The sequence below is a fragment of the Flavobacterium sp. LB2P53 genome (genome assembly GCF_003970305.1).
Taxonomy (GTDB): Bacteria; Bacteroidota; Bacteroidia; order Flavobacteriales; family Flavobacteriaceae; genus Flavobacterium.
The window spans coordinates 322,521-348,975 of record NZ_RYDG01000002.1 but is presented as its reverse complement, the minus strand read 5'-3'; the positions used below and the strand labels follow the sequence as shown (position 1 = coordinate 348,975).

Here is a 26,455-nt window from a genome sequence, read left to right as displayed (position 1 = left end):
GCGCAGATTTATACGGATTAGTATGTTTGTTAAAAATTTACCCCACTAAATTAATAATTTTTCCCGGAACAATTATTACCTTGTTTGGCGTTCTTCCTTCTAATTGTTTGATAGTTCTTTCATCTTTCATTACAATTTTCTCGATTTGCTCCTTGGTTAAATCCAAAGGCAAAACCATCGTGAAACGCATTTTTCCATTGAAAGAAACCGGATATTCCTTTTCACTTTCTACTAAATATTTAGCTTCAAAAACAGGAAAAGCAACTGTTGCAATCGAACCTTTATTTCCTAGCAACGACCATAATTCTTCGGCGATGTGTGGTGCATACGGCGAAATCACAATCGCTAAAGGCTCCAAGATTGCACGAGAATGACAATTCTGCGTTGACAATTCATTCACACAAATCATAAATTGTGAAACCGATGTATTAAAAGAGAACCCTTCAATATCTTCTGCCACTTTTTTGATAGTTTTGTGCAATGATTTTAGATTCTCCCCCAACCCCTCCGAAGAAGGGGAGTCAGAAACGTAGAAAGAGTCATCTGGTCCAGTATGATACAAACGCCATAATTTTTTCAAGAAACCAAAAACTCCTGATATTCCTGCTGTATTCCAAGGTTTTGCTTGTTCCAATGGTCCTAAGAACATTTCATACAAACGCAATGTATCAGCTCCATATTCGTTACAAATATCGTCTGGCGTTACTACATTGTATTTGGATTTCGACATTTTTTCGATTTCGCGACCTACAATGTATTTTCCGTTTTCATCTAAAATAAATTCCGCATCTGCATAATCTTCTCTCCAAGCTTTGAATCTTTCAATATCTAATTCATCAGAAGAATTAACCAATGAAACATCAGCGTGAATTTGATTTAAATCTATTTCTCCATCACGAAGCATAACATTATCTAAACCAAATAATTTATTCAAAACACTTTGAAGTTCCTTTTTCAAAGTGTTTTTATCAATATTTTTAGAAACGAATATATTAGGTAATTGACTTTCGTCAAATACATCTGGATTACCAATAACGCCCCACATCACTCTATACACAAACGCACTCATTCCCAAAATCATCCCTTGATTGATCAATTTTTTGAACGGTTCTTCAGTTGGTGCAAAACCTTTATCTTTTAGGAATTTGTTCCAAAAACGAGAATACAATAAATGTCCGGTGGCATGTTCGCTTCCGCCAATATATAAATCTACGCTTTCCCAATATGCCAATGCGTCTTTACTTGCAAATTCGCTTTCGTTCTGCGCATCCATATAACGCATCCAATACCATGAACTTCCCGCCCAACCTGGCATCGTGTTCAATTCTAATGGGAATATAGTTTCCTCCCCCAACCCCTCCGAAGGAGGGGAGAGAAGCTCATTCGAAACCACTTTATTATTTACACTGTCCCAAGCCCAAACCAAAGCGTTACCTAAAGGCGGTTGCCCGTCTTCGGTTGGTAAGTATTTCTCTACTTCCGGCAAGATGATTGGTAAATGTTTTGCTGCAATCATTTGCGGCAAGCCATTCACATAATATACCGGAAACGGCTCTCCCCAATAGCGCTGGCGCGAGAAAACAGCATCACGCAAACGGTAATTGATTTTTCCTTTTCCTTGGTTTAGTTTTTCTAATTCTTCTATCGCTTTTTTAGTTGCTTCTTTGTATGTCAGTCCGTTTAGGAAATCAGAATTGGCGATAATTACATTGTCTTTCGAACCGTATGCAACCTCAGAAATATCGACATTCGCGAAAATGTTTATGATTTCCTGCATTCCGTTTTGACCTTTGAAGAAATTCGCAAAAGCATAATCTCTTTCGTCGCCACAAGGAACCGCCATAACCGCACCTGTCCCGTAACCTGCCAAAACATAATCCCCAATCCAAACCGGAATTGGTTCTTTCGTGAACGGATGTTCGGCATACGCTCCAGTGAAAACGCCCGAAATGGTTTTGACATCAGCCATACGTTCTCTTTCAGAACGTTTTGACGTTTTTTCGATATATGCATTGACTGCCGCTTTTTGTTCCTCAGTTGTTATTTCTTGAACCAAAGGATGCTCTGGAGCCAAAGTCATGAATGTAACTCCAAAAATGGTGTCGGGCCGAGTGGTGAAAATCCCCACCCCAACCCTCCCCGAAGGGGAGGGAGCCGAAGCTGAATTCGTAATATCTTCTCGTTTTCTATTATTTAATTCAGTTTGAATTTTAGACAAAACTGCTTCAATATCTTTTTTTACCTCATCATTTGAAAATCGAATAACTTTGAATCTGTGTTTTTGTTCTAATTCAAAAGTCCTTTCTTCATCAAGTTCTATTTGTTCAGGAGTATTATGATATTCTCCATCAACTTCAACAACCAATCTACTTTCCAAACAAACAAAATCAGCAATGTAATTACCAATTAAATGTTGTCTTCTAAACTTACTGTCTAATTTTTTATTCCGAACAGCATCCCACAATAACGCTTCAGCAAATGTTGGTTCTTTTCGCATTTCCTTGGCACTAACCAATAAATGTTTAGCATTCTGAGAATCCCCTGTCATGTACCCAGGCTCGGCTCCCCCTCTTTTGGAAGGGGCTGGGGGGAGGAGATTAAAGGTTACCATCGCCCCAACACTTTTCCCAATCCAGTTTCTCTGACTTTCCTTAATGCTTTCGCTCCAGTCAATATCGTTTAAGCCTTGTAACAAACGTTCTGCATAAGCCGAAATTCGCATGCTCCATTGTGTCATTTTCTTGCGCACCACTGTAAAACCGCCACGCTCTGAAACACCATTTACGATTTCGTCATTTGCTAAAACCGTTCCCAATCCCGGACACCAGTTTACTTCAGTCTCGGCCAAATAGGTCAATCTGTATTGCAATAAAATTCGCTCCTGTTGCTCTTTTGCGAAAGCGTTCCATTCATTTGCTAAAAAAACTTCACTATTTTCATCGCAAACCGCATTGACTTTTGCATTTCCTTCTTTTTGGAAAATCGAAACCAAAGTCGAAATATCTTCGGCTTTGTCGCTGTTTTTATTGTACCATGAATTGAATAATTGAATGAAAATCCATTGTGTGTGTTTGTAATAATCGGGATTTGAAGTACGCACTTCTCGACTCCAATCGAAAGAGAATCCAATTTTGTCCAATTGCTTTCTGTATCCTGCAATTTTATTTCCTTCTTTATCCGTTCCGCCGTCAATATTTACCGAAGTAGTATCCTCAGGACGCTGACCAGTCTGTATGGCATATTGCTCAGCAGGCAAACCAAAACTGTCATAGCCCATAGGGTGCAACACATTAAAACCTTGGTGTCTTTTGTATCTAGAATACACATCTGAGGCAATGTATCCCAGCGGATGCCCAACATGCAATCCCGCTCCAGATGGATACGGAAACATATCCAGTACGTAATATTTAGGTTTTTCTGAGTTGTTTTCGGCTTTAAATGTTTGGTTTTCTAACCAATATTGCTGCCATTTGGTCTCTATTTCGTTCGGATTGTATTTCATTCCTCTTTTTTATTGTTTTTTAATGGAGTCATGCTGTCGCGCACTCAAGTCATTCCTCTTTTTTATTGTTTTTTCAGTCATTCCTCTTTTTTATTGTTTTTTAATGGAGTCATGCTGTCGCGCACTCAAGTCATTCCTCTTTTTTATTGTTTTTTAATGGAGTCATGCTGTCGCGCACTCAAGTCATTCCTCTTTTTTATTGTTTTTTAATGGAGTCATGCTGTCGCGCACTCAAGTCCTTTTTATAAGGTTCTGAACAAATGAGCAACTGAGGTTCTACCTTTTATTACGATGACTATTTTTAGGTGGCAAATTTACGTTTATTGTACGAAAGTTGAAACTTTGAGCGTTATTAACTTTAAATAAAGAAATTCTTTGTTATTTTTACCCAATAATTTCAGTAAACTATGAGTTCTTCCTTTGATAATTTCCAAAAACGTCGTTTAATTTCCTCTTATTTCTCAGTAGTGCTAAGTGTATTCTTGGTCTTGTTTCTACTTGGAATATTGGGTCTTTTCATTATAAATTCTAAAAAATTAGCGAACGATTTCAAAGAAAATATTGCCATGACCGTTTTTTTCAAAAACGAAGCCAATGACACGATATTAAAAGCTTTTGGAACTGAATTAAAAGCAAGTCACTTTGTAAAATCATACGATTATGTAACCAAAGAAGCTGCAGCAAAACAACATACCGATATTATTGGGGAGGATTTCCTGGTATTTCTGGGAGAAAACCCGTTGCAAAACTCGTATGACATTCACCTGAAAGGAGATTATGTAGTAAAGGACAGCATAACAAAAATTGAAGCTAGCTTACGCAAAAACGCTATGATTTCCGATATTGTGTATGACAAACAATTAGTAAATCTGGTGAACGACAACATCAAAAAAGTAAGCATGTGGATTTTGATAATCAGCGGTTTTTTATCTTTTATTGCCGTATTACTGATCAATAGTTCGTTGCGTTTGTCCATACATTCTAACAGATTCATCATTAAGACCATGCAAATGGTAGGTGCTACCAAATCATTTATCAGAAAACCTTTTGTAATGCGAAGTATAAAACTGGGCATGATTGGAGCTTTTTTAGCCATAATAGCCTTGACTGGTGTACTGATTTATATAGAAACCAGTTTTCCAAATCTTGGCATATTAGAAGACAAAGCATTAATTGGACTTGTTTTATTGAGTGTTCTAGGAATTGGTATTTTAATTACCTGGTTAAGCACGCATTTTGCAACACAACGGTTCTTGAATTTAAGAACAGACGATTTATATTAATTTTTACTCGTTTATTTGGCTATTTGTTTACTCAAATTCTCACCATTCAGCGTTTAAATCAATCTCATAAAATGGAAAACAACAACCACAAACCAGAATTTCTTTTTGACAAAATAAATTATAAAATTCTCTTAATCGGGATTGGTGTAATTGCCTTGGGATTTATTCTAATGGCCGGCGGAGGAAGTGATGATCCAAATGTATTTAGCGAAGACATCTTCAATTTTAGAAGAATTCGACTTGCGCCAACAACTGTTTTAATTGGTTTTGGCATTACTGTATATGCCATTCTTAAAAACCCAAAAAAATAACAAACAGTGACGCATTACAAGTTACAATACTGATTAACAGACTACTAAAAACAGAACACTGATCACGCTATAATGAATACATTACAAGCTTTTTTAATTGCCATAATCGAAGGATTAACAGAATATTTGCCCGTTTCATCCACAGCACACATGGTTTTCCTAAGTTCCTATTTTGGAATTCAAGAAGATGATTTTGTGAAGCTTTTTCAGGTTTCTATTCAGTTTGGAGCTATTTTAGCTGTCGTGGTATTGTACTGGAAAAAATTCTTCGATTTCTCCAAATTCAATTTTTACATTAAACTCATTTGTGCCGTAATTCCTGCTTTGGTTTTAGGAAAATTATTTGACGATAAAATTGAAGCTATTTTGGGTGATCCTATCCCTATAGCGGTGGTGTTAATTATAGGAGGTGTAATTCTGCTTTTTATTGACAGTCGTTTTCAAAGCCCCACTATCATTCAAGAAGAAGATATTACTGTAAAAAAAGCTGTAATTATTGGTTTCTGGCAATGTTTAGCCATGATGCCGGGGACAAGTCGTTCCGCTGCCTCGATAATTGGGGGAATGCAACAAGGATTAACGCGGCATGCTGCGGCAGAATTCTCTTTCTTTTTGGCCGTGCCAACAATGATGGCGGTAACATGCTATTCTGTGTTCTTGAAAACCTACGAAACTTCACAAATGAAAGGCTACGAATTGATTTTAAAGTCTAACGAAAACATCCAATTATTCCTGATTGGTAATGTCGTGGCTTTTATCGTTGCCATTATAGCAATTAAATTTTTTATTGAAATTATCAAAAAATATGGTTTCAAACCATGGGGCTGGTACCGAATAATTGTAGGTATCTTTTTATTGATCTACTTTTCATACTTTAAATAATTTCCTTTGAAGACAGCCGAAGATTACCAAAACGGACAAATTTTACTGATTGACAAACCTTTGAACTGGACTTCTTTTCAGGCGGTGAATAAATTGAAATGGGCATTAATCACTAAACTGAATCTGCCAAAAAAATTCAAGATAGGTCACGCTGGAACGTTAGACCCTTTGGCAACCGGATTACTGTTAGTTTGTACCGGAAAATTCACCAAAAGAATCACTGAACTTCAGGGTCAAGCCAAAGAATATACCGGAACTTTTTACATTGGAGCGACTACGCCTTCGTATGATTTAGAAACGGAGATCGATCAAACTTTCTCGACAGATCATATTGATGATGCTTTAATCCATGATACCATAAAACAGTTTCTAGGCGAAATAGATCAAAAACCCCCTATTTATTCGGCTATAAAAAAAGATGGCGTGCGCTTGTATGAACATGCCAGAGCAGGAGAAACTGTTGAAATTGCCACCAGAAAAACAACGATTCACGAATTTGAAATTACCAGAATTGCACTTCCTGAAATAGACTTTAGAGTAGTTTGCAGCAAAGGAACTTACATTCGTTCCTTGGCATTTGATTTTGGAAAAGCCATGGGTTCTGGTTCGCACTTAACGGCTTTACGCCGAACCAAAATTGGCGATTATGATGTAAAGAATGGTGTAGCTGTTACTGTTTTTGAAAATAATTTAGACTCCAATAATTAGTGTTTTGAGACTTTCAACCCTAACAACATTCTTAGTTGCTTTTTTAAAACGAGAATAATTTCCAAATTAATTCATCCCTAATTATATCTTTTTTTAATTACTTCGTTCAGCCACGTTTTATGAGAACTTGTTGTGCAGCGTACAACCTGATACAGCTGGGCATGCCCAAAAAAAATCCCTCTTAAAACTTCAAAAGGGATTGGTTTATTTTATGTTTTGGAGAAAATTATTCCATTTCTTCCGCGTCTTTGTCTTCTTTCTCCACCGCGTCTTTATAATCCGGATATAAAAACTTATTGTACGGAAAACGGGTAATGTGAATGTGACGTACGGCTTCATAAACACGTTCTCTGAATTCCTCAAAATTTTCCTTGTTAGTAGCCGAAATAAATAACGCATTTTGCTCGCCTACTCTGCTCATCCAAGTCGATTTCCATTCTTCCAGCGTATAATGTCTTGGCGTTTTTTCGGTCATTAAATCATCTTCGTCAATAGTCAAATGCTGGTAAGCATCAATTTTATTGAAAACCATAATTACCGGTTTGTCATTTGCCTTAATATCCAATAAAGTTTGGTTTACGGATGCAATATGATCTTCAAATTCAGGATGCGAAATATCAACTACGTGCAATAACAAATCCGCTTCGCGAACCTCATCCAGCGTACTTTTGAAAGAATCAACCAGTTGTGTTGGCAATTTCCTGATAAATCCTACCGTATCCGAAAGCAAGAAAGGAAGGTTTTTAATAACTACTTTTCGGACGGTGGTGTCCAGCGTAGCAAAAAGTTTATTCTCTACAAAAACATCACTTTTACCAACGGCATTCATCAAGGTTGATTTCCCCACATTAGTATATCCCACCAAAGCCACACGAACCATAGCGCCACGATTGCCGCGCTGCACACCCATTTGCTTGTCGATGGTTTTTATTTTTTCTTTCAATAACGCGATTCGGTCACGAACAATACGTCTGTCGGTTTCAATCTCGGTTTCTCCAGGTCCACGCATTCCAATTCCCCCTTTTTGGCGTTCAAGGTGCGTCCACATTCCGGAAAGCCTTGGTAATAAATATTGACATTGCGCTAATTCTACTTGCGTTCTGGCGTACGAAGTTTCAGCACGTTGCGCAAAAATATCCAAGATAAGGTGCGTTCTGTCCAGAATTTTACATTCCGTTATGATTTTAGATATATTTTTTTGTTGTGAAGGCGATAATTCATCATCAAATACCAAAGTCGAGATATCATTTTCTTTTACAAAAAGATGAATCTCTTCAATTTTTCCGGTACCAACAAAAGTCTTGGGATTAGGACGTTCCATTTTTTGCGAAAAACGTTTCACCACTTGCCCTCCTGCGGTAAAAGTCAAAAACTCTAATTCGTCAAGATATTCGCGCAGCTTCTCTTCACTTTGGTTTTGAGTTACAATACCAACTATAGCCGTCTTTTCGAAATTTATTACTTCTTTTTCTAACATATTTTTGAATAAGTTACAAATTTAATGATTTGTCAGGGACTTATTGAGTTCTGGGTTTATAAAAAATTAGTAGCCGTGAATAATGATAGTTTTTTGGTCGATCCGAAAATTATACTGTTGAAATGTTTTCCTGCGAATAAAATAAATTCAGCCGTGTATTTCTCCAGATGAAACTGCTATTTAACTCCAGAACGAGAAAAGTTTTGCCACAGATTAGCACAGATTAAACGGATTTTTTCTCTTAGCGATAAATAATCTGTGAGTATCTGCCAAATCTTTTTTATCAGCGGGTCGTAATGATTATTTCTAAAGAAAAATTTTGCCACAAATCACCATTTGATTTCAAAAAAATCAGTGAAAATTAGGATAATTCGTAGCGACAAAAATTTGCCGAATTTGCAGTTATTTTTAAAATTTTTATTCTTGCCTCGCACACATTAAATGTTAGTTCTATTTTAATAAAGTGCATCATTTGAAAACAGTTTAGGCGCTAATTTTGACTTACTATCAATTAAATTGAACAAAACAGTACATCATTCCAAATTTTATTCCACTGGAAAGAGTGTGAAATAAACAATAAAGAGTTTACTTTTACTTTTTAAGAAATTGCAGCGATAACTACAATTTTGTTACTGTTTTAAATAAAACGATCTCGTAAAAATCAAGCCGAATTATAAAACCAAAAATCAATTAGTAATTTATATTCAATAAAAATGAAGCATTATCTTTTTTCACTACTATTCACTTTAACGTTCTTGAGTAACGTTGCGGCACAACAATTAAAATCACCCAACCAAAAATTCACAATGGATTTTTCATTGTTAAGTGACGGCACTCCAAGTTACACTTTGAGCTACAAAAATAACGTCGTTATAAAACCTAGTAAACTGGGTCTCGAACTAAAAAGCGACAAAAAAACAATGTTGTTTGATTTGACATATAGTACTAATCCCGCTGAAAAAAAATTGCTTTTTGATAAAAATTCGTTGTTAAATAATTTCACGATAACAGATACCCAAACAGCTACTTTTGATGAAAACTGGAAACCCGTTTGGGGAGAAGTAGCTTCCATTCGCAATCATTATAACGAATTGGCAGTAACCTTAAATCAAAAAGAAACAGACAGAAAGATTGTGATTCGTTTCCGTTTGTTTGACGATGGTTTAGGATTTCGTTATGAATTTCCTTCGCAAAAAAACCTTACTTATTTTGTAATTAAAGAAGAAAGAACTCAGTTTGCCATGACAGGAGATCATACTGCATTTTGGATTCCGGGTGATTATGACACTCAAGAATACGATTACACCACATCAAAATTATCGGAAATCCGAGGCTTATCAGAAAAAGCAACTACCGCAAATGTTTCTCAAAAGTCTTTTTCTACAACAGGAGTACAGACTTCGCTAATGCTAAAAACAGCAGATGGATTGTATATCAATCTACATGAAGCAGCATTAATCAATTATTCGTGCATGCATTTGAATCTAGATGATAAAAATATGGTATTCGAATCTTGGTTAACACCAGATGCCAAAGGAGACAAAGGATACATGCAGGCCCCAAATCATTCGCCTTGGCGTACAATAATTGTTAGTGATGACGCAAGAGAAATTCTGGCTTCAAAAATGACATTGAACTTAAATGACCCAAGCAAAATTGAAGATACATCATGGATAAAACCCGTTAAATATGTAGGTGTTTGGTGGGAAATGATCACCGGAAAAAGTTCTTGGGCGTATACGGATGAATTTCCAACGGTACAACTTGGCGTTTCTGATTTTTCAAAAGCGAAACCAAATGGAAAACACGGTGCCAACAACACTAATGTAAAAAAATACATTGATTTTGCAGCTAAACACGGTTTTGATGCCGTTTTAGTAGAAGGCTGGAATGAAGGTTGGGAAGACTGGTTTGGACACTCGAAAGATTATGTTTTTGATTTTCTGACGCCATACCCTGATTTTGATGTCAAAGGATTGCATGAATATGCCAAATCAAAAGGTATTAAAATGATGATGCACCATGAAACTTCAGGATCTGTGCGTAACTATGAGCGCCACATGGATAAAGCGTATCAGTTTATGAAAGACAATGGATACGATGCTGTAAAAAGTGGTTATGTAGGTGATATTATGCCAAGAGGCGAAAACCACTACAGCCAATGGATTGTCAATCACTTTCAATATGCTTTGGAAAAAGCAGCCGAATATAAAATTATGTTGAATGCTCACGAAGCGGTTCGTCCAACGGGAATTTCAAGAACCTATCCCAATTTAATTGGTAACGAAGCAGCAAGAGGAACAGAATACCAAGCTTTTGGTGGTTCTAAACCCAATCACGTGACAGTGTTGCCTTTTACCCGTTTAGTAGGCGGACCGATGGATTATACTCCTGGGATTTTTGAAATGGATTTAAGCAAATTGAATCCAGATAATAATTCCCATGTCAACAGTACGATTGCAAATCAATTGGCATTGTACGTAACGATGTACAGCCCGTTGCAAATGGCAGCCGATACACCGGAAAATTACGATCGCTTTCCTGATGCTTTTCAGTTCATCAAAGATGTAGCCGTAGATTGGTCTGACAGCAAATACCTTGAAGCAGAACCTGGTCAATATGTTACTGTTGCGCGTAAAGCAAAAGTGACGAACAATTGGTTTATTGGTAATGTAAATGGCGATACTTCTCGTACATCAACCATCAAATTTGATTTTTTGGAAAAAGGAAAAAAATATGTTGCCACTATTTATGCTGATGCAAAAGAGGCACATTATAAAACCAATCCACAAGCCTATACGATTCGTAAAATGACGGTGACTAACAAATCAAAACTGGCACAACTCAGTGCGCCCGGTGGAGGTTATGCGATAAGCATCGTTGAAATTAAATAATAATAAGCCGTTGGGTGTAATTCAATTTGTTTAATTTTTTAACCACATAGAAATATAGATTTTAAAATTCCGTAATGCGTTTCACTTTTTCCTAGAAAACCATAGCTATGTGAACCCAAGAATTAGGCTATCTTACTCTTTTTTCTATGTCTCTATGCGGTTCAAATTTTTTATTAAAGATTAATTGAAATTTTCTTTAATTACACCCAACGAGTTCATAATAATAATCCGTGTATTGTAATTCATTCTACCACATAAATTCATAAAACAGAAAAGGCTGCCTAGAAAATCTAGACAGCCTTTTTTAGTTTTATCTTTCTCTTTAACTAATTTACTTTGATCAGTTTAACATTGAAAACAAGAACAGATCCTGCTGGAATAGGTCCACTACCGTTGCTTCCATAACCCAGATGAGAAGGAATTAAAAGAACTCCGTTTCCTCCTTCTTTAAAAAAGGGAATACCTTCTGTCCATCCTTTTATCACTTGGTTCAAACCAAATGAAATGCCTGAAGCATCACTTTGATCAAAAACATTTCCATTAGTAAAATATCCTTTGTAGGCTACTGTTACATTAGATGAAGCTGTTGGTTGAGCGCCAGTTCCCGCTTCATTAACCACATAATACAATCCTGAATCGGTTTTTGTGGCAGTCAATTTATTTTTCGCAATGTAATCCACGATTTCTTTTTCGTTTTGAACCGTGTAATCAACAGGTTTAGATGCTTCGTTATCCGATAAACAAGAAACAAATAATAAAGAAATTAGGGCTAATAAAGTAGATTTCATAATTTAATTTAAACGTTAATGCTGCAAATATAGTAATTCAAGCAAAGTCTTTTATAAAAATTATTTATCACCAAAAATCTGGACGTCATCTACTTGAAAAGCGCCATCCAAAGCCAGGTTTTTTCCGGAGCCTGTATATTTAAAAGCAATGCTGATTTTACCTTGGAATGCAGATAAATCTACTGCGCCACTTCCTACAAATTGATACCAAGGCGTGGCTTGTTTGGGCAAATTAACCATTAAGGGAATCCAAGTGGCAGTTGCAAAATTCAATCCGTCAAAATTACTGGAAGCATACACTTCCAAGGAATTTAACTGGGAATCAACGTCTAAATGATGCTGAGCGCTTCTAAAAGTAAGGACTTCTTTCGTATGAACATCCATGTCAATTTTTGGCGAAATCAACCAAGCCACATTCGAAACAACTTTAGTTCCGCTAATGGCAAACTCGGCATACCCGTTACCGGAATAAACGGTGCCTTTCCAGAAAAGTGTTCCTTTTTGAACCATATTTGCCCAGCCGGGAAGACTCAAATTCGACTTATCGACAACTTTTTCAAAATCTTGGGAGAAAAAAGGAACAGCTCTGCTTCCGGTCATCACCACATCTTTTTCGGAACGCGGCAATAATTGGTAATCCGTTCCGTATTTTGTCAAAATTCCCCTTACTTTTCCGCTTCCTTCGGGAACAACTTTAGTCGAAAAATCAGAAAAACTACTCGTTCTAAAATAGACTTGATTGCCTAATTTATCTACTAATCCCCAATTTGTCGCACCGCCCACATTATTGGTTTCCTCAAAATAATGACGCCCTATGGCCAAAGCTGAAAACTGAACATCAGACAATTCGACCAACGTATTCAAATTAGAATCATTCAGCAGTTCCGCCATGGTTAACGACCGAACCAAAACCTCCTCCTTTACATTCCTACACGACGCATTCAACACTTTTTTATACTCATTTTGTGAAAGTCGCCCCACGCCACCTTCATTATAGGAATTCACAAAAATACTTCCGATACGCATCCCGCCAAATGAAATATCCGTATATTGATCTTTCAATTTTATATATACTTTATTGCCCAATCTATAGTCAATATACAAGTTGGTAGCATCCACAGGAACGCTAAATCCTATGGCTGGCGTTGTGGCTGTTGCCAAAGTCTGAAAGGAAATCGACTTGAAAAAATTTCCCGATTCATCGCTGGAAACCACATACGCCTCGATGACATCCTCGTATTTGTACTGTGTTACAATGGCATTCGCAACAGCATGAACTTCGTTAACTGTTTTATTTACAACTAAATCCGGCTGGGTGCAAATGAGTTTTGGAGCCACAACCTCATCCGTTACGCAACTGCTGAAAGTGATTGTCAACAGTAAAAATAGAACCGGTTTGCAAAATATTGATTTCATGTGCTTTAATTTATAAATTGATATAAAGATTGACAAAATACGTTCTTCCGTATCCGTAAAAATATTTTGGCCCAAAAGAAGGCGTGCCACTGGAAACATCTTGATTAATTTGTCTGAAATTTGCATTTCGGGCTTGTTCATAACCACCCGTTTTATAGGTAACATCGAGCACATTATTGATGCTGGCAAAAATCCCGACATTCTTTCCGTAAATTCTCCATGATTTTCCACCCACAAGGTTGAGCAACATCGTTGGATCAAATTTTTCTTGTTTTATAAGTACTGCTGCCCGTTCCTCCGTTGCCTCTGGAAAATTGAAACCGCTTGCGGGATTTTTATAAAATATTTCGGTTCTGGAAATAGGAGAAATATCAATATAACTGTTGGTGAGGTAATTTACATTGGCGCTAATCCACCAATATTTTGGATCTCGATATTCAATTCCCACGGAACACGCGCGTTGTGGCATTCCCGCTTGCTTATAATTTTTGAGGGAAGCCGTTCCAAAATCAAAAACCGGACTGGTATTTTCTGGAGTTGCTTCAGCATCGTTTGTCAAAGTCACTCTTGGATTACTGTCATACGTATATTCCCCGAAAGCGGCCGAAAAAGTGGTTTTAAATGTTTGGCTTAATTGATATTCCAAACTGAATTCGGCCCCTACATTTTTCTTATTCAATTGTGTTAATGTCTGACTCACAAAAGCATCGGTATTTAAATAACCGGAGCCATCATCAAAAATTCCTTCGGCATAAAAAAAGGAAATTTGAGTCGCATTTTTAATTAAGGAATAATACGCTGTTAATCTGGCTTTGAGTTTTGGGGAACGATAGATGTAACTGGCGTCCAAACTGCTGATGTTCTCACTTTCAATTCCGTCTACAATCGCATTATTCAATCGGGAATTCGCAAACGTATTTTTCAAAGAGGGTGCTTTGGTTAAATGTGCCGCATTAAAAGTCACCAGCTGTTTGCCGGAGGTTTTGAAATTGAATCCGGCTTTGAAGCCAAAATTTTCAAATGCTATTTTTTCGCTTTTCCCGAAGGAATTGGTTTCATAAATTCCGTTTTTGTACAGACCTTCCCTTTGATAATTGGCGGTAGAAAAATACTGAGCCAGATAAAAATCCGCTTTGTTGTAGGTGAATTTGAATTGGGTAAACGCTTCTACAGTATTGGCAAAATAATTATAGTTGTATCCGTACGTATCCCCAACAACTACTTGACGGTCGGGACTATTCAAATCAGACTGGGATTGATTTCCACTATAAAAAGCATCGATATCTTCAAAATAGGAACCGCCAAGCAAGTCCAACAATTTTTGTGAATTATGCGATTTTAGTTTTTTGAAAGATGCTCCTGCATTCAAAAAAATATTTTCCGACAGTTCCGCACTCAAATTTGTTGTGGCCACCGCTGTCTGATCTTCTACTTGATCTTCATACAAAACATACTTGCTTTTTGTGGGTTCGTAGCCCGTAATTGTTCCATTAGCATCCAAAACTGGATTTTGATTGGCTTGGTACAATGCCGTCCAATCGATTTGCGAATTGGCTAAAAATTCCGCTTTACTTTTTTCTGCATTTTCATAATCCGGAGTAAATGCACCCGAGAATTCTCCATTATCAGGCGCATAAAGAGAGCTGTAATAACTGGGCATATTTCGATAATACGTTGGATCAGGACTATTCGCATTTTGATAATCGATGTTGCTGTTGGCAATTGTTCCAAATTGATACGTCACACTCGAATTCAAATTGGTTTTATCATTGATTTTAAAATAATGATTCAGCATTATCATGGGTTCTTCAATGGTTTTGATGCGGGCATTTCTTTTTTCATTCTCTTGAAAACCCCAATACGAATTGTATTTTACGTTTGTCAATTGGGTAACTTCAGCTGTATTAGGGGAATTTTTGGCTCTGGAATTCGGGGTGTACAGTGCCGTGAGATTCAACGAATGCTTCTCGCCTACTTTTTTTTCGAGACTTATAAAAAAGGAATTCGCATCATAACTGCTGCCTTCAAAATACCCTTCTTGCGCCCAGCGCTTTCCTGCCGAAACTACAAAAGCCCAGCCACGGGAATTCATTCCGGAAGCATGCGTAGCCATGGTGCGCCAACTGTAATTGGTATTGGTCCCAGAAAATGAAATTCGAGAACCTGGTCTGTAAATAGAGGCTCGCGTATTGATTTCCTGTGTCCCTAAAATACCCCCAAACGTATAATCCGAAGGGGCAGTTCCCAGGGTAAATTCCTGATTACGTAGCGCGTCATTCAATCCGCCCCATGCACCCCATTGCGGTCTGCCGTCATAAATTTTATTCATGGAAACGCCATTGATCATCATTGTGGAATGTTCGCTGTCTAATCCCCGAACTCTAAAACGAGCTTGTCCCCAGTTGAAAGCGGCAGCTTGCAAAAAAGCATCTCGGGAGGATTGCAAGAGTCCGGAAGTACTTTCGGAACTGCTGTTGTCATCGCCAAAATCACTTTCAATAAGTGTGATGATACTGTTTTGCTGCTCTATGGATTGGTCTTGTTCTAAAGATATGGTTCCCAAATCCAGCATTTGTCCTTCGGTAATTTCAACGGGATACAAGCCATCTTTGAAACCCTGACTGTGTACCAGAAGCAAAATATTTCCTGTGGGAACGGTATCAAAACTGAAATTACCATCCGTTTTAGTGAGTTGCATTAAAGTCGTGTTTTGAACACTGACAACCACAAAACCTAACGAAATTTGCGTTTTTGAATCGATGATTTTTCCAAAAAAGCCTGTGTTATTTTGTGCCGTAATGCATCCCAGTTGAACCATGAAAAAGAAAGCTATGTAAAAATTATTCATATATTCAAACGATGAGGGTTCTATTTAATAAAAATTATAAATTCCAATAAAAAGTTCAACCGTTACAATGAATTGCAACGGTTGAACTAAAACATAGAAAGCGTCATCCGAAAGGGAATAACTTTGAAAACAATTAAAAATGAATTTTGGAAAAAGAGTATAAAACCTTACTACTATAATGCTGAAAAAAGTGGTATTTAAAATTCAGCCTGTTGTCACGAACGAATTATAATGTTAAATGTACAAAAAAAACACTAACATATTGATTTTCAATAAATAAATTACTCTTTAGGTTAAAAATAAAAAACATACAAAAACATCGCGGTTTTAGTTGAAAATTTTCATTCTTTTCAAACGATCCTAAGCTTATTTATTCAAATATTATCTGTTGTTTTTGCTTCCAATACTAGCGATTTTATCGATTTGAAGGCCTGATAAAAGTTAAAGTGTTTTTTTATTCTTCGGAAAAAGCGTCTAAAAACGCACCAATTGTTAGGTAACTTTTAAAATTTGCCCCGAAACTTCGGGATAAAACTTAAAAGTAGTATTTTTGCACTATGGAAACAAATAGACAGAAAAAAATAGGTGGGGTTATCCAAAAAGATTTGGTTGATATTCTGCAAGGTGAAGTGAGAAAAAATGGAGTAGCTAATTTAATTATCTCGGTATCCAAAGTTACTGTAACTACAGATTTATCAGTGGCGACAGTGCATTTAAGCGTTTTTCCTCAGGACAAAGCAAAAGAAATTTTAGAGGCGGTGAAGTCCAATGCTAAAACTATAAAACATGATTTATCACAACGCGTTCGTTTACAATTAAGAAAAGTTCCTAATTTGGTTTTCTTTATTGACGACTCTTTAGATTACATTGAAAAAATTGACAATGCGTTAGCCAACAGAGACAATCCTATTGAAAACAGGGATCTTTTAGACAAACGCAGATTCCAATAAAGTTTGAATTTCTCCCTCTACATAGCCAAACGATACATCCTCAGCAATAGTAAAAACAATGCTATAAACATCATCAATCGCATTGCCAGCATGGGAATTATTGTTGGCGCAATGGCTTTGTTTGTGGTTTTATCCGTTTTTAGCGGGCTAAAAGTATTTAGTCTTTCGTTTACCAATGACATCGATCCGGATTTAAAAATAAGCAGCACTTTAGGAAAATCCTTTTTGATTTCTCCCAATCAGGAAAGCCAAATCAAAAAAATAGACGGTCTTGCTTGGTATACCAAAATCATCGAAGAGCGTGTTTTATTTACTTTTGACGGAAAACAACAAGTTACGTACTTAAAAGGGGTTGATGCTAATTTTAGCAAAGTAAATGCTATTGAATCCAAACTTTTCAATGGGCAATGGTTTAAACCTGACACCTATCAAGTAGTTGTTGGGTATGGAATTGCTCAGAAATTCTCGATGGGATTATTGGATTTTAATAATCATTTGGAAGTAATGGTGCCTAAAGCTGGAAAAGGCACGATTGAAAATCAAGAACAGGCCTTTAACAAAACGGATATAATTCCTGTTGGTATTTACGCCATTAGCGAAGATTTAGATTCTAAATATGTTTTTGCTGATTTGGGTTTGGCGCAGGAACTATTGGAATACAAAACCAATCAGGTTTCCGGGATTGAAATCAAAGCAAAAACTGGTGCTGATGAAACTGCTATTATAAATCAACTTCAAACTATTTTTAAGAATAAAATCACCGTAAAAAATAGGGCTCAACTTAACGACTCGCTCTACAAAATGTTGAATACCGAGAATATCGTTGTTTATTTAATCTTTACTCTGGTAATTGTTGTGGCACTATTCAACTTGATTGGCGCGTTAATTATGATGATTTTAGACAAAAAAGGGAATCTAAAAACCCTTTTTAATTTGGGAACTGAAATCAAAAATTTGCGAAAAATATTCCTGCTTCAAGGGACTTTATTGAGTGTTTTTGGCGGAATTATTGGGCTAACCTTAGGGATTATAATTGTACTACTTCAAGAACATCTTCAGCTTGTAATGATTACTCCTACACTGGCTTATCCTGTGATTTTCTCTCTCGAAAATGTACTTATTGTTATGGGGACGATTATTACGCTTGGCTTTATTGCATCCTTGATTGCAAGTAGTCGCGTGAGTAAGAAGTTATTGGAGTAAGTTTTTTACCGCTAATTCGCTAATTTTTAAAAAAATTACTCTTTAGATTTAGCAAAGATGTTTAATTAATAAGCTATTATAAATTAGCGAATTGGCGGTAGAAGTTGATTAATATATACTGCTTAAACCAACTCATATCCCGCATACGCTTCTTCGATTTCATTTAAAGCAGCGAACAATTCTTCGGGACGATCTAGTGTAACTAATTTTTGCTTGTGGGTTTTAAAAGAATGAATTCCTTTGAAATAATTGGTGTAATGTGGTCTTGTTTCCACAATTCCTAATCTTTCGCCTTTCCATTCCATGGCCCAAGTAAGGTGATTTCGAACTGCTTCGACTCTATCAATAACGGTAGGTTTTGGCAAATGTTCTCCCGTTTTAAAGTAATGTTTGATTTCGTCAAAAATCCAAGGATAACCAATGGCAGCACGACCAATCATAATGCCATCGATACCATATTCATTTTTATATTGCAATGCTTTTTCCGGAGAATCAATGTCGCCATTACCAAAAATAGGCATCGTGATTCTTGGATTATTTTTAACTCGGGCAATATGCGACCAATCGGAATGGCCTTTGTACATTTGGGCACGAGTTCTGGCGTGTATGCTCAAAGCAGCAACACCAATATCTTGCAAACGCTCTGCTACTTCATCAATATTAATGGAGTTATCGTCCCAACCCAAACGGGTTTTTACGGTTACCGGCAAATGGGTACTATCGATAACGGCTTTAGTCAGGCGAATCATTAAATCTACATCTTTAAGAACGCCGGCTCCGGCACCTTTGCAAACGACTTTTTTGACAGGACAACCAAAATTAATATCGATTAAATCCGGGTTTACGGCAGACACAATTTTAGAGGACATGGCCATCGCTTCTTCGTCTCCACCAAAAATCTGAATCCCAACGGGGCGTTCGTAATCAAAGATATCTAATTTCATGCGGCTTTTGATGGCGTCCCGAATCAATCCTTCGGAAGAAATAAATTCTGAATACATCATATCGGCACCGTGCGCTTTACACAATCTGCGAAAAGGCGGATCACTCACATCTTCCATTGGTGCGAGAAGTAAAGGGAATTCGGGTAATATTATGTTGCCAATCTTGATCATCGTCCTTATTTTTTTGCAAAATTACGACATTTAGCTGAAAGGATAAAAGAAGAAAGGAGAAAGACTTCGTATTAAAGGTGTTGGTTTACGAATTCGGGACTTTGAAACTGTTGAATTTAGCTTATATTTGCAGATTAATAGTCGCTGTTTGGCGATTGCGTGAGGGATTGCAGTGAAAATCCTTTTCCTTTTTTCTTTAAAAAAGGAAAAGATTGTAGCGGAAAGCCCGACCCTTGTGGTCACGCCCTGAAAAAAAATCAGGGTAAACCCAAATAAATTTGATATCAACAGAAAATGAAACACATACGGAATTTTTGTATTATTGCACATATTGACCACGGGAAAAGCACGCTTGCTGACCGATTACTTGGCGCTACACAAACCGTTACCGCTCGTGAGGAAAAAGCGCAATTGCTGGACAACATGGATCTAGAACGTGAACGTGGGATTACGATTAAGAGTCACGCGATTCAGATGGAATATACGTATAAAGGACAAGAATACATCTTGAACTTGATTGACACTCCTGGACACGTGGATTTTTCGTACGAAGTTTCTCGGTCGATTGCCGCTTGTGAAGGCGCACTTTTGATTGTAGATGCAGCGCAAAGCATTCAGGCACAAACGATTTCGAATTTATATTTGGCTTTAGAAAATGACTTGGAAATTATTCCGGTTTTGAATAAAGTAGATTTACCAAGCGCGAATCCAGAGGAAGTAAGTGACGATATTATTGATTTACTTGGATGTAAATTAGAAGATATTATTCATGCATCTGGTAAAACTGGTTTTGGTGTCGAAAATATTTTGGCAGCCATCATCGATCGAATTCCTCCTCCAAAAGGAAGTGTTGATGAGCCATTACAAGCCTTGATTTTTGACTCGCATTACAATCCATTTCGAGGAATCGAAGTTATTTTCCGGGTAAAAAATGGTCAGATTAAAAAAGGTCAGAAGATAAAATTCATGGCTACCGGAAACGAATATTTTGCAGACGAGATTGGGACTTTAAAATTAAACCAAGTTCCGAAACAAGTGATTTCAGCCGGTGATGTTGGGTATTTAATTTCTGGAATTAAAGAAGCGAAAGAAGTAAAAGTAGGTGATACATTGACAGATGCGAAAACGCCAACAACGAATATAATTAAAGGATTTGAAGAGGTAAAACCAATGGTTTTTGCGGGAATTTATCCCGTGGATACGGAGGATTATGAGGAGTTGCGAAACTCTATGGAAAAATTGCAGTTGAATGATGCTTCATTAGTATTTTTACCGGAAAGTTCAGCTGCTTTGGGATTTGGTTTCCGTTGTGGATTCTTGGGAATGTTGCACATGGAAATTATCCAAGAGCGTTTGGAGCGTGAATTCAACATGACAGTGATTACTACGGTTCCCAACGTTTCTTATTTGGCTTACACCAAAAAGGATCCAACAACTCCACTTATTGTAAACAATCCTTCGGACTTGCCGGAGCCCTCTCGTTTAGACCACGTGGAAGAGCCTTTTATTAAGGCAACTATCATCACCAAATCCGATTATGTTGGAAATGTAATGAGTTTGTGTATTGAAAAACGTGGGTTGATTACGAATCAGACCTATTTGACTACGGAACGTGTAGAGTTGACTTTTGATATGCCATTGGCAGAAATTGTATTTGATTTTTACGACCGTTTGAAAACCGTTTCTAAAGGATATGCTTCCTTTGATTATACGCCAATTGGGTTGCGAACTTCTAATTTAGTGAAAGTAGACATCTTATTGAACGCTACGATTGTGGATGCATTATCCTCCTTGATGCATGCCGACAACGCATATCAAATAGGAAAAAAAATGTGTGAAAAACTGAAAGAATTGATTCCACGCCAACAATTTGATATTCCTGTTCAAGCGGCTATTGGGGTAAAAGTGATTTCTCGCGAAACAATAAAAGCATTGCGTAAAGACGTTACCGCTAAGTGTTATGGTGGAGATATTTCCCGTAAACGTAAATTATTGGAAAAACAGAAAAAAGGTAAAAAACGAATGAGATTGGTTGGAAATGTTGAAATTCCGCAAGAAGCGTTCATGGCTGTTTTGAAGTTGAATGATTAATGACCTGACGTTTTTTCTCGTCATTAATTACCCTGACGATAGTACCGGTTTTTTTAGAGGAGTGAACTAGGTATTTCATCCCAGATTTAAATACGAAATTGGTTGTTTACTTTAGTGTTCAGAAACAAAGAGACAAAAGCGTATATTTGAATAACAAAAAAATATAACAATTATGAATTTTAATTCTAAAAATCCATTTTTAAATACTAAAACTTTTTCTACTGCAGTTTCAAAAAATGATCAAGTACATCAAACCACAATTCTTGATTATAATGACGAGATGACCTTGTCAGGAACCATAAATAAAAGTTTGATTTTATTTTTACTACTTACTGCTTCGGCTATGGTAATATGGTGGTTGACCTTTGATGGGATGAACCCAATGGTTCCAGCAATTGGCGGTGCAGTAGTAGGACTTATTCTAGTCGTAATTTCAGCGTTTAAACCTCAATATTCCCCCTATTTAGCTCCTGGTTACGCACTTTTTGAGGGCTTATTTATTGGTGGAATTTCAGCAATATTTGAAGCAATGTATCCTGGAATTGTCATTCAGGCCGTAGGAGCTACATTTGTAACCTTCATGATTTGTCTGGGATTATATAAATATAAAATTGTGAAGGTAACAGAACAATTCAAATCGGTAGTTGTGGCTGCAACATTGGCAATTGCTACGTATTATCTTATATCTTGGGTATTTTCAATGTTCACCAGTTTTGTGCCCGTGCATTATGGCGGCTCATGGATGAGTATTGGAATCAGTGTTTTTGTAATTGTGATTGCTGCTTTAAATCTGTTTTTGGATTTTGACCGCATCGAAAAAGGATCAGAACAAAAAATGCCAAAATACATGGAATGGTATGGTGCCATGGGGTTAATGATCACCCTTGTTTGGCTGTATATTGAATTTTTAAGATTGCTCTCAAAATTAAACAGTAAAAACTAATCGTGCTAATAGCTGTATAAAAAAGAGTGAACCTTTTAAAGTGTAAAAGAGTCACTCTTTTTATGCTGCTTTCTCAAAAGCAATGTAATGACTTAAAAGCCCTTTATTGTTGAAAACAGGAAACCCTTTTATGAAACAAACATAAATAGTCCCATTTTTTTTATAATTCAACACTGTTTTTTCAAAAGGTTTCTGCTCTACTATTGCCGTACGAATTTCACTTGAAGTACTCTTGCTCGTTGCTTTCCCTTGAAAAATCTTAGGGCTTTTTCCCAAAACTTCGGATTCTGCATAGCCGTTCATTTTTTTCATGTTGTGTGAAGCAAATATAATATTCAATTTTACATCCGTAACAATAACAACCTCTTCTTTCAGGCTGCTATTGAGATCCCAATCATTCTCTGACCATTTATTTTGCAAAGCAATTGAGTTGAGTTTATTTAAATCCAAAAAAATATTCTTTACTGAACTCAAAAATTCATTATGAAAATCCCAAGAACAAACAGGAACCGTCTTAATACTTAAAGCACTGTGATACATTGCAATAGCGTCTTCATATTCTTTAAAATTGATCATATTACATAATTTAATAAACCAAATGTAATTTTATTTATAAAGATAAAATAACAAATTTCAGATTTTAACCATTGTTGAACACTTTCATTTTCCATTAAAAATCAAATTTCAGCTGTACCACAACAAATTTTTTCTCCTCTGTATTCAAATTGCTTAGAGAAATCCCCAGCAAACGAACGGAATCCTTCATGCGCTCTTGGTACAAAAGTTCTTTCACAACCTCTAGAATCAGTCCTTTGCCAGATATAAAATAAGGCAAGGTTTTACTGCGGGTTTGTTGGGTAAAATCACTGTATTTAATTTTCAAAGTGATTGTTTTTCCAGCTATAGTTTGTTTTTTTAATCTTCTTTCTAAGGCACTTGCAATAGGATCCAGTTGCTCCATCATGAAAATTTCTGAAGAAAGGTTGACGTCAAAAGTATGTTCTGCCGCTACTGATTTTGTGATTCGATTGGATTTAACCTCACTATTATGAATTCCCCTAACTACGTTGTAGTAAAAATGTCCTGATTTTCCAAAATGTCTCTCCAGAAACTCCAATGATTTACTTTTTAATTCTACTCCCGTAAAAATCCCTAATTGGTACATTTTCTCGGTGGTTACTTTTCCAACCCCATGAAATTTGTGAATGGCTAATTCTTCCAAAAATGCAATCACTTCATTTGGATCGACTGTTTTCTGCCCGTCGGGTTTATTATAATCACTTGCGATTTTAGCGACAAATTTATTAACTGAAATCCCTGCCGAAGCTGTCAAACCTACTTCATTAAAAATGCGTTGTCTTATTTCCTGTGCCAATAAAGTGGCGCTAGGATTTCCTTTTTTATTTGTAGTGACATCTAAATACGCCTCATCGAGTGAGAGTGGCTCTACTAGATCCGTATATTCATAAAAAATCTTGTGAATTTTTCTTGATATTTCTTTGTACCGATCAAATCTCGGTGTAACAAAAATAAGTTCTGGGCAGTTTTTTTTAGCCATAACGCCACTTATGGCACTCCTTACGCCAAATTTCCTAGCCTCATAACTTGCTGCAGCGACAACTCCTCGATTCTCTGAACCTCCCACTGCAATGGGTTTTCCCCGCAACAATGGATTGTCCAATTGCTCCACAGAGGCGTAGAAAGCATCCATGTCAACGTGAATAATTTTTCTTACTGGAATGAATCCCTGCATAATGTTCTAATTGAATATTCCCTTCGATTTCTTCCAAAGAACCTAGCATTCTGATTAATTCTTACCGTCTGAACTCAAATAATTGACAACTACTTCTGATTTTTTTTTGTTTTCCGTTGGAAAAAAGAAACTAATGGGTCTGGATTTAAAATGATTCCAGATAGAAGCGGCAATAAATCGCAATTCAAACAAAGAAATAGCCCTGGAGCGGAGCGCCAATCCCAACGAAAGGCTAAAACTGATCGTAAAATTCACTAACCCAATAACTCCAATCCCAAAAATGCCCCAAAACAACATAGTATTGCTTACTTGATAATTTGCTCCATACACTCCTAAGGCTAGATTGCCACTTACAAAAGTGATGTGTCTAATATCCAGATTCAACCCTAAAAACAAGCCAACGGAAGCCGTACTTCCCATAAAAACGCCAAACCAAAAATTAGAAATAATTCCGGCCCCTCTTTTTTCGTACAGCTTGGCTAATTTTAAAGTACGTACTTTCCCTAAGCTTCTTTTCAACATGGGGTGTTCCGTTATCCGGAAAAAAACCTGATTATGTTTATCCCTATTGGCAATACTTCCCGAAATAATTCCAGATAAAAACAGAAAAAATCCTGCTATTGCCGCATGAAAAATAGCTAATGAATGAATGGGACTAATGTCTGTAAGTAACGTTTCCCATTTAGTTGCAGCAATATTATAATGGAATAAGTAATCAATAGCCCAAATTCCAAGCAATGAAACTGGAAAAGCCATAATTACATTCCCCAAAAATGCAATAAACTGGGACCTGAAAACACGTGCAAAAAGAATGGCAAAAGCTTCATATTTCTCCGCCTCCTTCCCTTGTTTTGCAACTCCTTTTTCTAGAGCTTTTATCAAGGCAGCAGCAGTCATCGCTGGCTGTTTTGTAGCTAAAGTAAACCCCAGAAGATAAATAGCAATAAATCCAAAAGCATAATTCATACTATAAAGAAAAGCATGCCCAAAAAAACTAGTGTCAGCGCTAGCAAGCAAAACCTTAATGACACATAATATACCTACAATAAACCCTCCACCTAGGGCGGTACGGAACATTTTAAAATATTCTTTGCGACTTTCTGTGATATAATGTTCCCCTGTTTTAGCCGTGTGCTGGGTAATTTCATAGGAGATTAATTGTGTACTTTCGGCTATAAATTTCCTAACATTGTTCTTGTAGCAATTGAATTTTATCAAACGCAAGGCTAAAATAATTCCATTGTTTTTTTTATCACTCTCTTTTTCAACGATCAGCAACGGAATTAAAAATTTAAGCCGCTCTAATTGCTGTCTGATTTTTAGTAAATTCTGGTTTACCCGAAGTGAAATGCCATATTTAGAACTATTATGAAAAGCTCTGTCCACAAATTCTTCGCATTGCTTATGCAAAACCATCAATTGGGAATAAGATAAATCATCTATAGTGATGAAATGATTTTCAGAACTCCGGACTTGATCTTCTATTTGAAACAATTCCTTTTCAAAAGCTGAAAAAGGACTTTCAAAATCATCAAATTCAGGTACCATTTTAATCACATCCGTTTCCATGGCACGACCGCTGATGCGTTGTGTAATAAGATGCATTGCAACAAGTATTTCTGATAAAACGGAGTGAGGTGCTACACTTTCATAAATAGATTTGAATTTTAAAAGGCTGTATAATTCCTCTAATTGCTCCACTGGAATTTTATTTACCCAAATCCCATCATTGGCTAGATAAAAAACCTGATTGAAAATGTATTCTAAAGTGTCTTTTTGAGGTTGATAAGGCAATATCTTAGCAAAGATTCTTTTTTTGACTTCAAAAAGAAAATCTACATCTTGTAAAATAGCTGCGTCTGTGAGGATTTTATTAAACTTAATGTCTTTGAGAATTTCTTTGAGATAAAGGGAAAGTTGTTTCCGACAAGAATAATTTTCTTTCAAAAAAGTAATAATATCCTGCAAATCCACGGTTGCCAATTTTTTTGTTTGCAAAGGCCGAATCAACCGAATTAACTCCACTAAAGGCTCCAGGTTGTCTTCTGTATCACGCCAAGACTCTGCTTCCCCAAAAAATTCAGTTAGCACTCCCACTGGAGTTGGCTTGTGTTTTCTTTTAAAAAATGGTTTTATCAACTTTGTTTAATTTTTGTAAAAATACGAACAGACTGATCATTTTTCATTAATAAATCCTTGAAATTATTGCTCAAGGACGCACAAAAAGACCTATTCGCAAAATTTCCTTCCTATTATCGGTAATCGACACACAGAATTGGAACATAAAAAAC

General features: G+C 36.6%; 18 protein-coding genes. 9 read left to right on the top strand and 9 right to left on the bottom strand.

What is annotated here, in order from left to right:
- Positions 1-37: 37 nt before the first annotated feature.
- Positions 38-3,502, bottom strand: a complete 3,465-nt coding sequence (locus tag EKL95_RS03985; RefSeq protein ID WP_126563592.1) for a leucine--tRNA ligase — start codon at positions 3,500-3,502, stop codon at positions 38-40.
- 407 nt (positions 3,503-3,909) lie between these two features.
- Here EKL95_RS03985 and EKL95_RS03980 point away from each other — a divergent pair, with 407 nt between their 5' ends.
- From EKL95_RS03980 to truB, 4 genes are all read left to right on the top strand, one after another.
- Positions 3,910-4,785 (top strand): cell division protein FtsX, encoded by an 876-nt coding sequence (locus EKL95_RS03980; protein WP_126457611.1) that lies wholly within the window; start codon positions 3,910-3,912, stop codon positions 4,783-4,785.
- Between the two features lie 71 nt (positions 4,786-4,856).
- Positions 4,857-5,096, top strand: a complete 240-nt coding sequence (locus EKL95_RS03975) for a DUF3098 domain-containing protein (protein ID WP_126457612.1) — start codon at positions 4,857-4,859, stop codon at positions 5,094-5,096.
- A gap of 72 nt (positions 5,097-5,168) precedes the next feature.
- Positions 5,169-5,978, top strand: coding sequence for an undecaprenyl-diphosphate phosphatase (locus tag EKL95_RS03970; protein ID WP_126554004.1), 810 nt, complete (start codon positions 5,169-5,171; stop codon positions 5,976-5,978).
- 6 nt (positions 5,979-5,984) lie between these two features.
- Entirely contained in the window at positions 5,985-6,686 is a 702-nt protein-coding gene (gene truB / locus EKL95_RS03965; RefSeq protein WP_126457614.1) for a tRNA pseudouridine(55) synthase TruB, read from the top strand.
- A gap of 226 nt (positions 6,687-6,912) precedes the next feature.
- On the opposite strand, the gene hflX is transcribed toward truB, so the two are convergent.
- Entirely contained in the window at positions 6,913-8,163 is a 1,251-nt protein-coding gene (gene hflX / locus EKL95_RS03960; RefSeq protein WP_126456307.1) for a GTPase HflX, read from the bottom strand.
- 713 nt (positions 8,164-8,876) lie between these two features.
- Between hflX and EKL95_RS03955 the strand changes: the two genes are divergently transcribed.
- Positions 8,877-11,057 carry a glycoside hydrolase family 97 protein gene (locus tag EKL95_RS03955; RefSeq protein WP_126563591.1) on the top strand — a complete coding sequence of 727 codons (2,181 nt, stop codon included), beginning with the start codon at positions 8,877-8,879 and terminating at the stop codon, positions 11,055-11,057.
- A 326-nt stretch (positions 11,058-11,383) separates the two neighbouring features.
- Here the strand turns inward: EKL95_RS03955 and EKL95_RS03950 are convergent, their stop codons facing one another.
- The 3 genes from EKL95_RS03950 to EKL95_RS03940 are packed head-to-tail and all read right to left on the bottom strand — an operon-like array spanning position 11,384 to position 16,109.
- Complete coding sequence (locus EKL95_RS03950) at positions 11,384-11,845, bottom strand: FKBP-type peptidyl-prolyl cis-trans isomerase (RefSeq protein WP_126561437.1); 462 nt, start codon at positions 11,843-11,845, stop codon at positions 11,384-11,386.
- Positions 11,846-11,905: 60 nt separating this feature from the next.
- Entirely contained in the window at positions 11,906-13,261 is a 1,356-nt protein-coding gene (locus EKL95_RS03945; protein ID WP_126561436.1) for a DUF5689 domain-containing protein, read from the bottom strand.
- Between the two features lie 10 nt (positions 13,262-13,271).
- Complete coding sequence (locus EKL95_RS03940) at positions 13,272-16,109, bottom strand: carboxypeptidase-like regulatory domain-containing protein (RefSeq protein ID WP_126563590.1); 2,838 nt, start codon at positions 16,107-16,109, stop codon at positions 13,272-13,274.
- Positions 16,110-16,666: 557 nt separating this feature from the next.
- On the opposite strand from EKL95_RS03940, the gene rbfA reads away from it, so the two are divergent.
- Entirely contained in the window at positions 16,667-17,059 is a 393-nt protein-coding gene (rbfA, locus tag EKL95_RS03935) for a 30S ribosome-binding factor RbfA (protein WP_126452046.1), read from the top strand.
- 3 nt (positions 17,060-17,062) lie between these two features.
- Positions 17,063-18,262, top strand: a complete 1,200-nt coding sequence (locus EKL95_RS03930; protein ID WP_126554014.1) for an ABC transporter permease — start codon at positions 17,063-17,065, stop codon at positions 18,260-18,262.
- Positions 18,263-18,384: 122 nt separating this feature from the next.
- On the opposite strand, the gene dusB is transcribed toward EKL95_RS03930, so the two are convergent.
- On the bottom strand, positions 18,385-19,377 hold the full coding sequence (gene dusB, locus EKL95_RS03925) for a tRNA dihydrouridine synthase DusB (protein WP_126561434.1): 993 nt from the start codon (positions 19,375-19,377) through the stop codon (positions 18,385-18,387).
- A 294-nt stretch (positions 19,378-19,671) separates the two neighbouring features.
- Here dusB and lepA point away from each other — a divergent pair, with 294 nt between their 5' ends.
- Together lepA and EKL95_RS03915 are read left to right on the top strand one after the other, a co-directional pair.
- Positions 19,672-21,468 carry a translation elongation factor 4 gene (gene lepA, locus EKL95_RS03920; RefSeq protein ID WP_126452060.1) on the top strand — a complete coding sequence of 599 codons (1,797 nt, stop codon included), beginning with the start codon at positions 19,672-19,674 and terminating at the stop codon, positions 21,466-21,468.
- Positions 21,469-21,640: 172 nt separating this feature from the next.
- Positions 21,641-22,411: a Bax inhibitor-1/YccA family protein gene (locus EKL95_RS03915; RefSeq protein ID WP_126563589.1), complete on the top strand. Its 771-nt coding sequence runs from the start codon at positions 21,641-21,643 to the stop codon at positions 22,409-22,411.
- 60 nt (positions 22,412-22,471) lie between these two features.
- Here the strand turns inward: EKL95_RS03915 and EKL95_RS03910 are convergent, their stop codons facing one another.
- From EKL95_RS03910 to EKL95_RS03900, 3 genes are all read right to left on the bottom strand, one after another.
- A complete protein-coding gene (locus tag EKL95_RS03910; RefSeq protein ID WP_126563588.1) occupies positions 22,472-22,987 on the bottom strand; it encodes a PAS domain-containing protein in 516 nt (171 codons plus the stop codon).
- Positions 22,988-23,081: 94 nt separating this feature from the next.
- Positions 23,082-24,164: a DNA polymerase IV gene (gene dinB, locus EKL95_RS03905; protein WP_126563587.1), complete on the bottom strand. Its 1,083-nt coding sequence runs from the start codon at positions 24,162-24,164 to the stop codon at positions 23,082-23,084.
- A 54-nt stretch (positions 24,165-24,218) separates the two neighbouring features.
- The gene (locus EKL95_RS03900; RefSeq protein WP_233589370.1) at positions 24,219-26,303 is read right to left on the bottom strand and encodes a site-specific recombinase; all 2,085 of its coding nucleotides are present in this window, start codon (positions 26,301-26,303) and stop codon (positions 24,219-24,221) included.
- Positions 26,304-26,455: the final 152 nt, after the last annotated feature.

Excerpts from the sequence above, each read along its gene's own strand:
- hflX (WP_126456307.1), bottom strand. The coding sequence starts at position 8,163 with ATGTTAGAAAAAGAAGTAATAAATTTCGAAAAGACGGCTATAGTTGGT.
- rbfA (WP_126452046.1), top strand. The coding sequence starts at position 16,667 with ATGGAAACAAATAGACAGAAAAAAATAGGTGGGGTTATCCAAAAAGAT.
- EKL95_RS03945 (WP_126561436.1), bottom strand. The coding sequence starts at position 13,261 with ATGAAATCAATATTTTGCAAACCGGTTCTATTTTTACTGTTGACAATC.
- EKL95_RS03970 (WP_126554004.1), top strand. The coding sequence starts at position 5,169 with ATGAATACATTACAAGCTTTTTTAATTGCCATAATCGAAGGATTAACA.
- dinB (WP_126563587.1), bottom strand. The coding sequence starts at position 24,164 with ATGCAGGGATTCATTCCAGTAAGAAAAATTATTCACGTTGACATGGAT.
- dusB (WP_126561434.1), bottom strand. The coding sequence starts at position 19,377 with ATGATCAAGATTGGCAACATAATATTACCCGAATTCCCTTTACTTCTC.
- lepA (WP_126452060.1), top strand. The coding sequence starts at position 19,672 with ATGAAACACATACGGAATTTTTGTATTATTGCACATATTGACCACGGG.
- EKL95_RS03950 (WP_126561437.1), bottom strand. The coding sequence starts at position 11,845 with ATGAAATCTACTTTATTAGCCCTAATTTCTTTATTATTTGTTTCTTGT.
- EKL95_RS03985 (WP_126563592.1), bottom strand. The coding sequence starts at position 3,502 with ATGAAATACAATCCGAACGAAATAGAGACCAAATGGCAGCAATATTGG.
- EKL95_RS03955 (WP_126563591.1), top strand. The coding sequence starts at position 8,877 with ATGAAGCATTATCTTTTTTCACTACTATTCACTTTAACGTTCTTGAGT.
- EKL95_RS03915 (WP_126563589.1), top strand. The coding sequence starts at position 21,641 with ATGAATTTTAATTCTAAAAATCCATTTTTAAATACTAAAACTTTTTCT.
- EKL95_RS03910 (WP_126563588.1), bottom strand. The coding sequence starts at position 22,987 with ATGATCAATTTTAAAGAATATGAAGACGCTATTGCAATGTATCACAGT.
- EKL95_RS03940 (WP_126563590.1), bottom strand. The coding sequence starts at position 16,109 with ATGAATAATTTTTACATAGCTTTCTTTTTCATGGTTCAACTGGGATGC.
- EKL95_RS03980 (WP_126457611.1), top strand. The coding sequence starts at position 3,910 with ATGAGTTCTTCCTTTGATAATTTCCAAAAACGTCGTTTAATTTCCTCT.
- EKL95_RS03975 (WP_126457612.1), top strand. The coding sequence starts at position 4,857 with ATGGAAAACAACAACCACAAACCAGAATTTCTTTTTGACAAAATAAAT.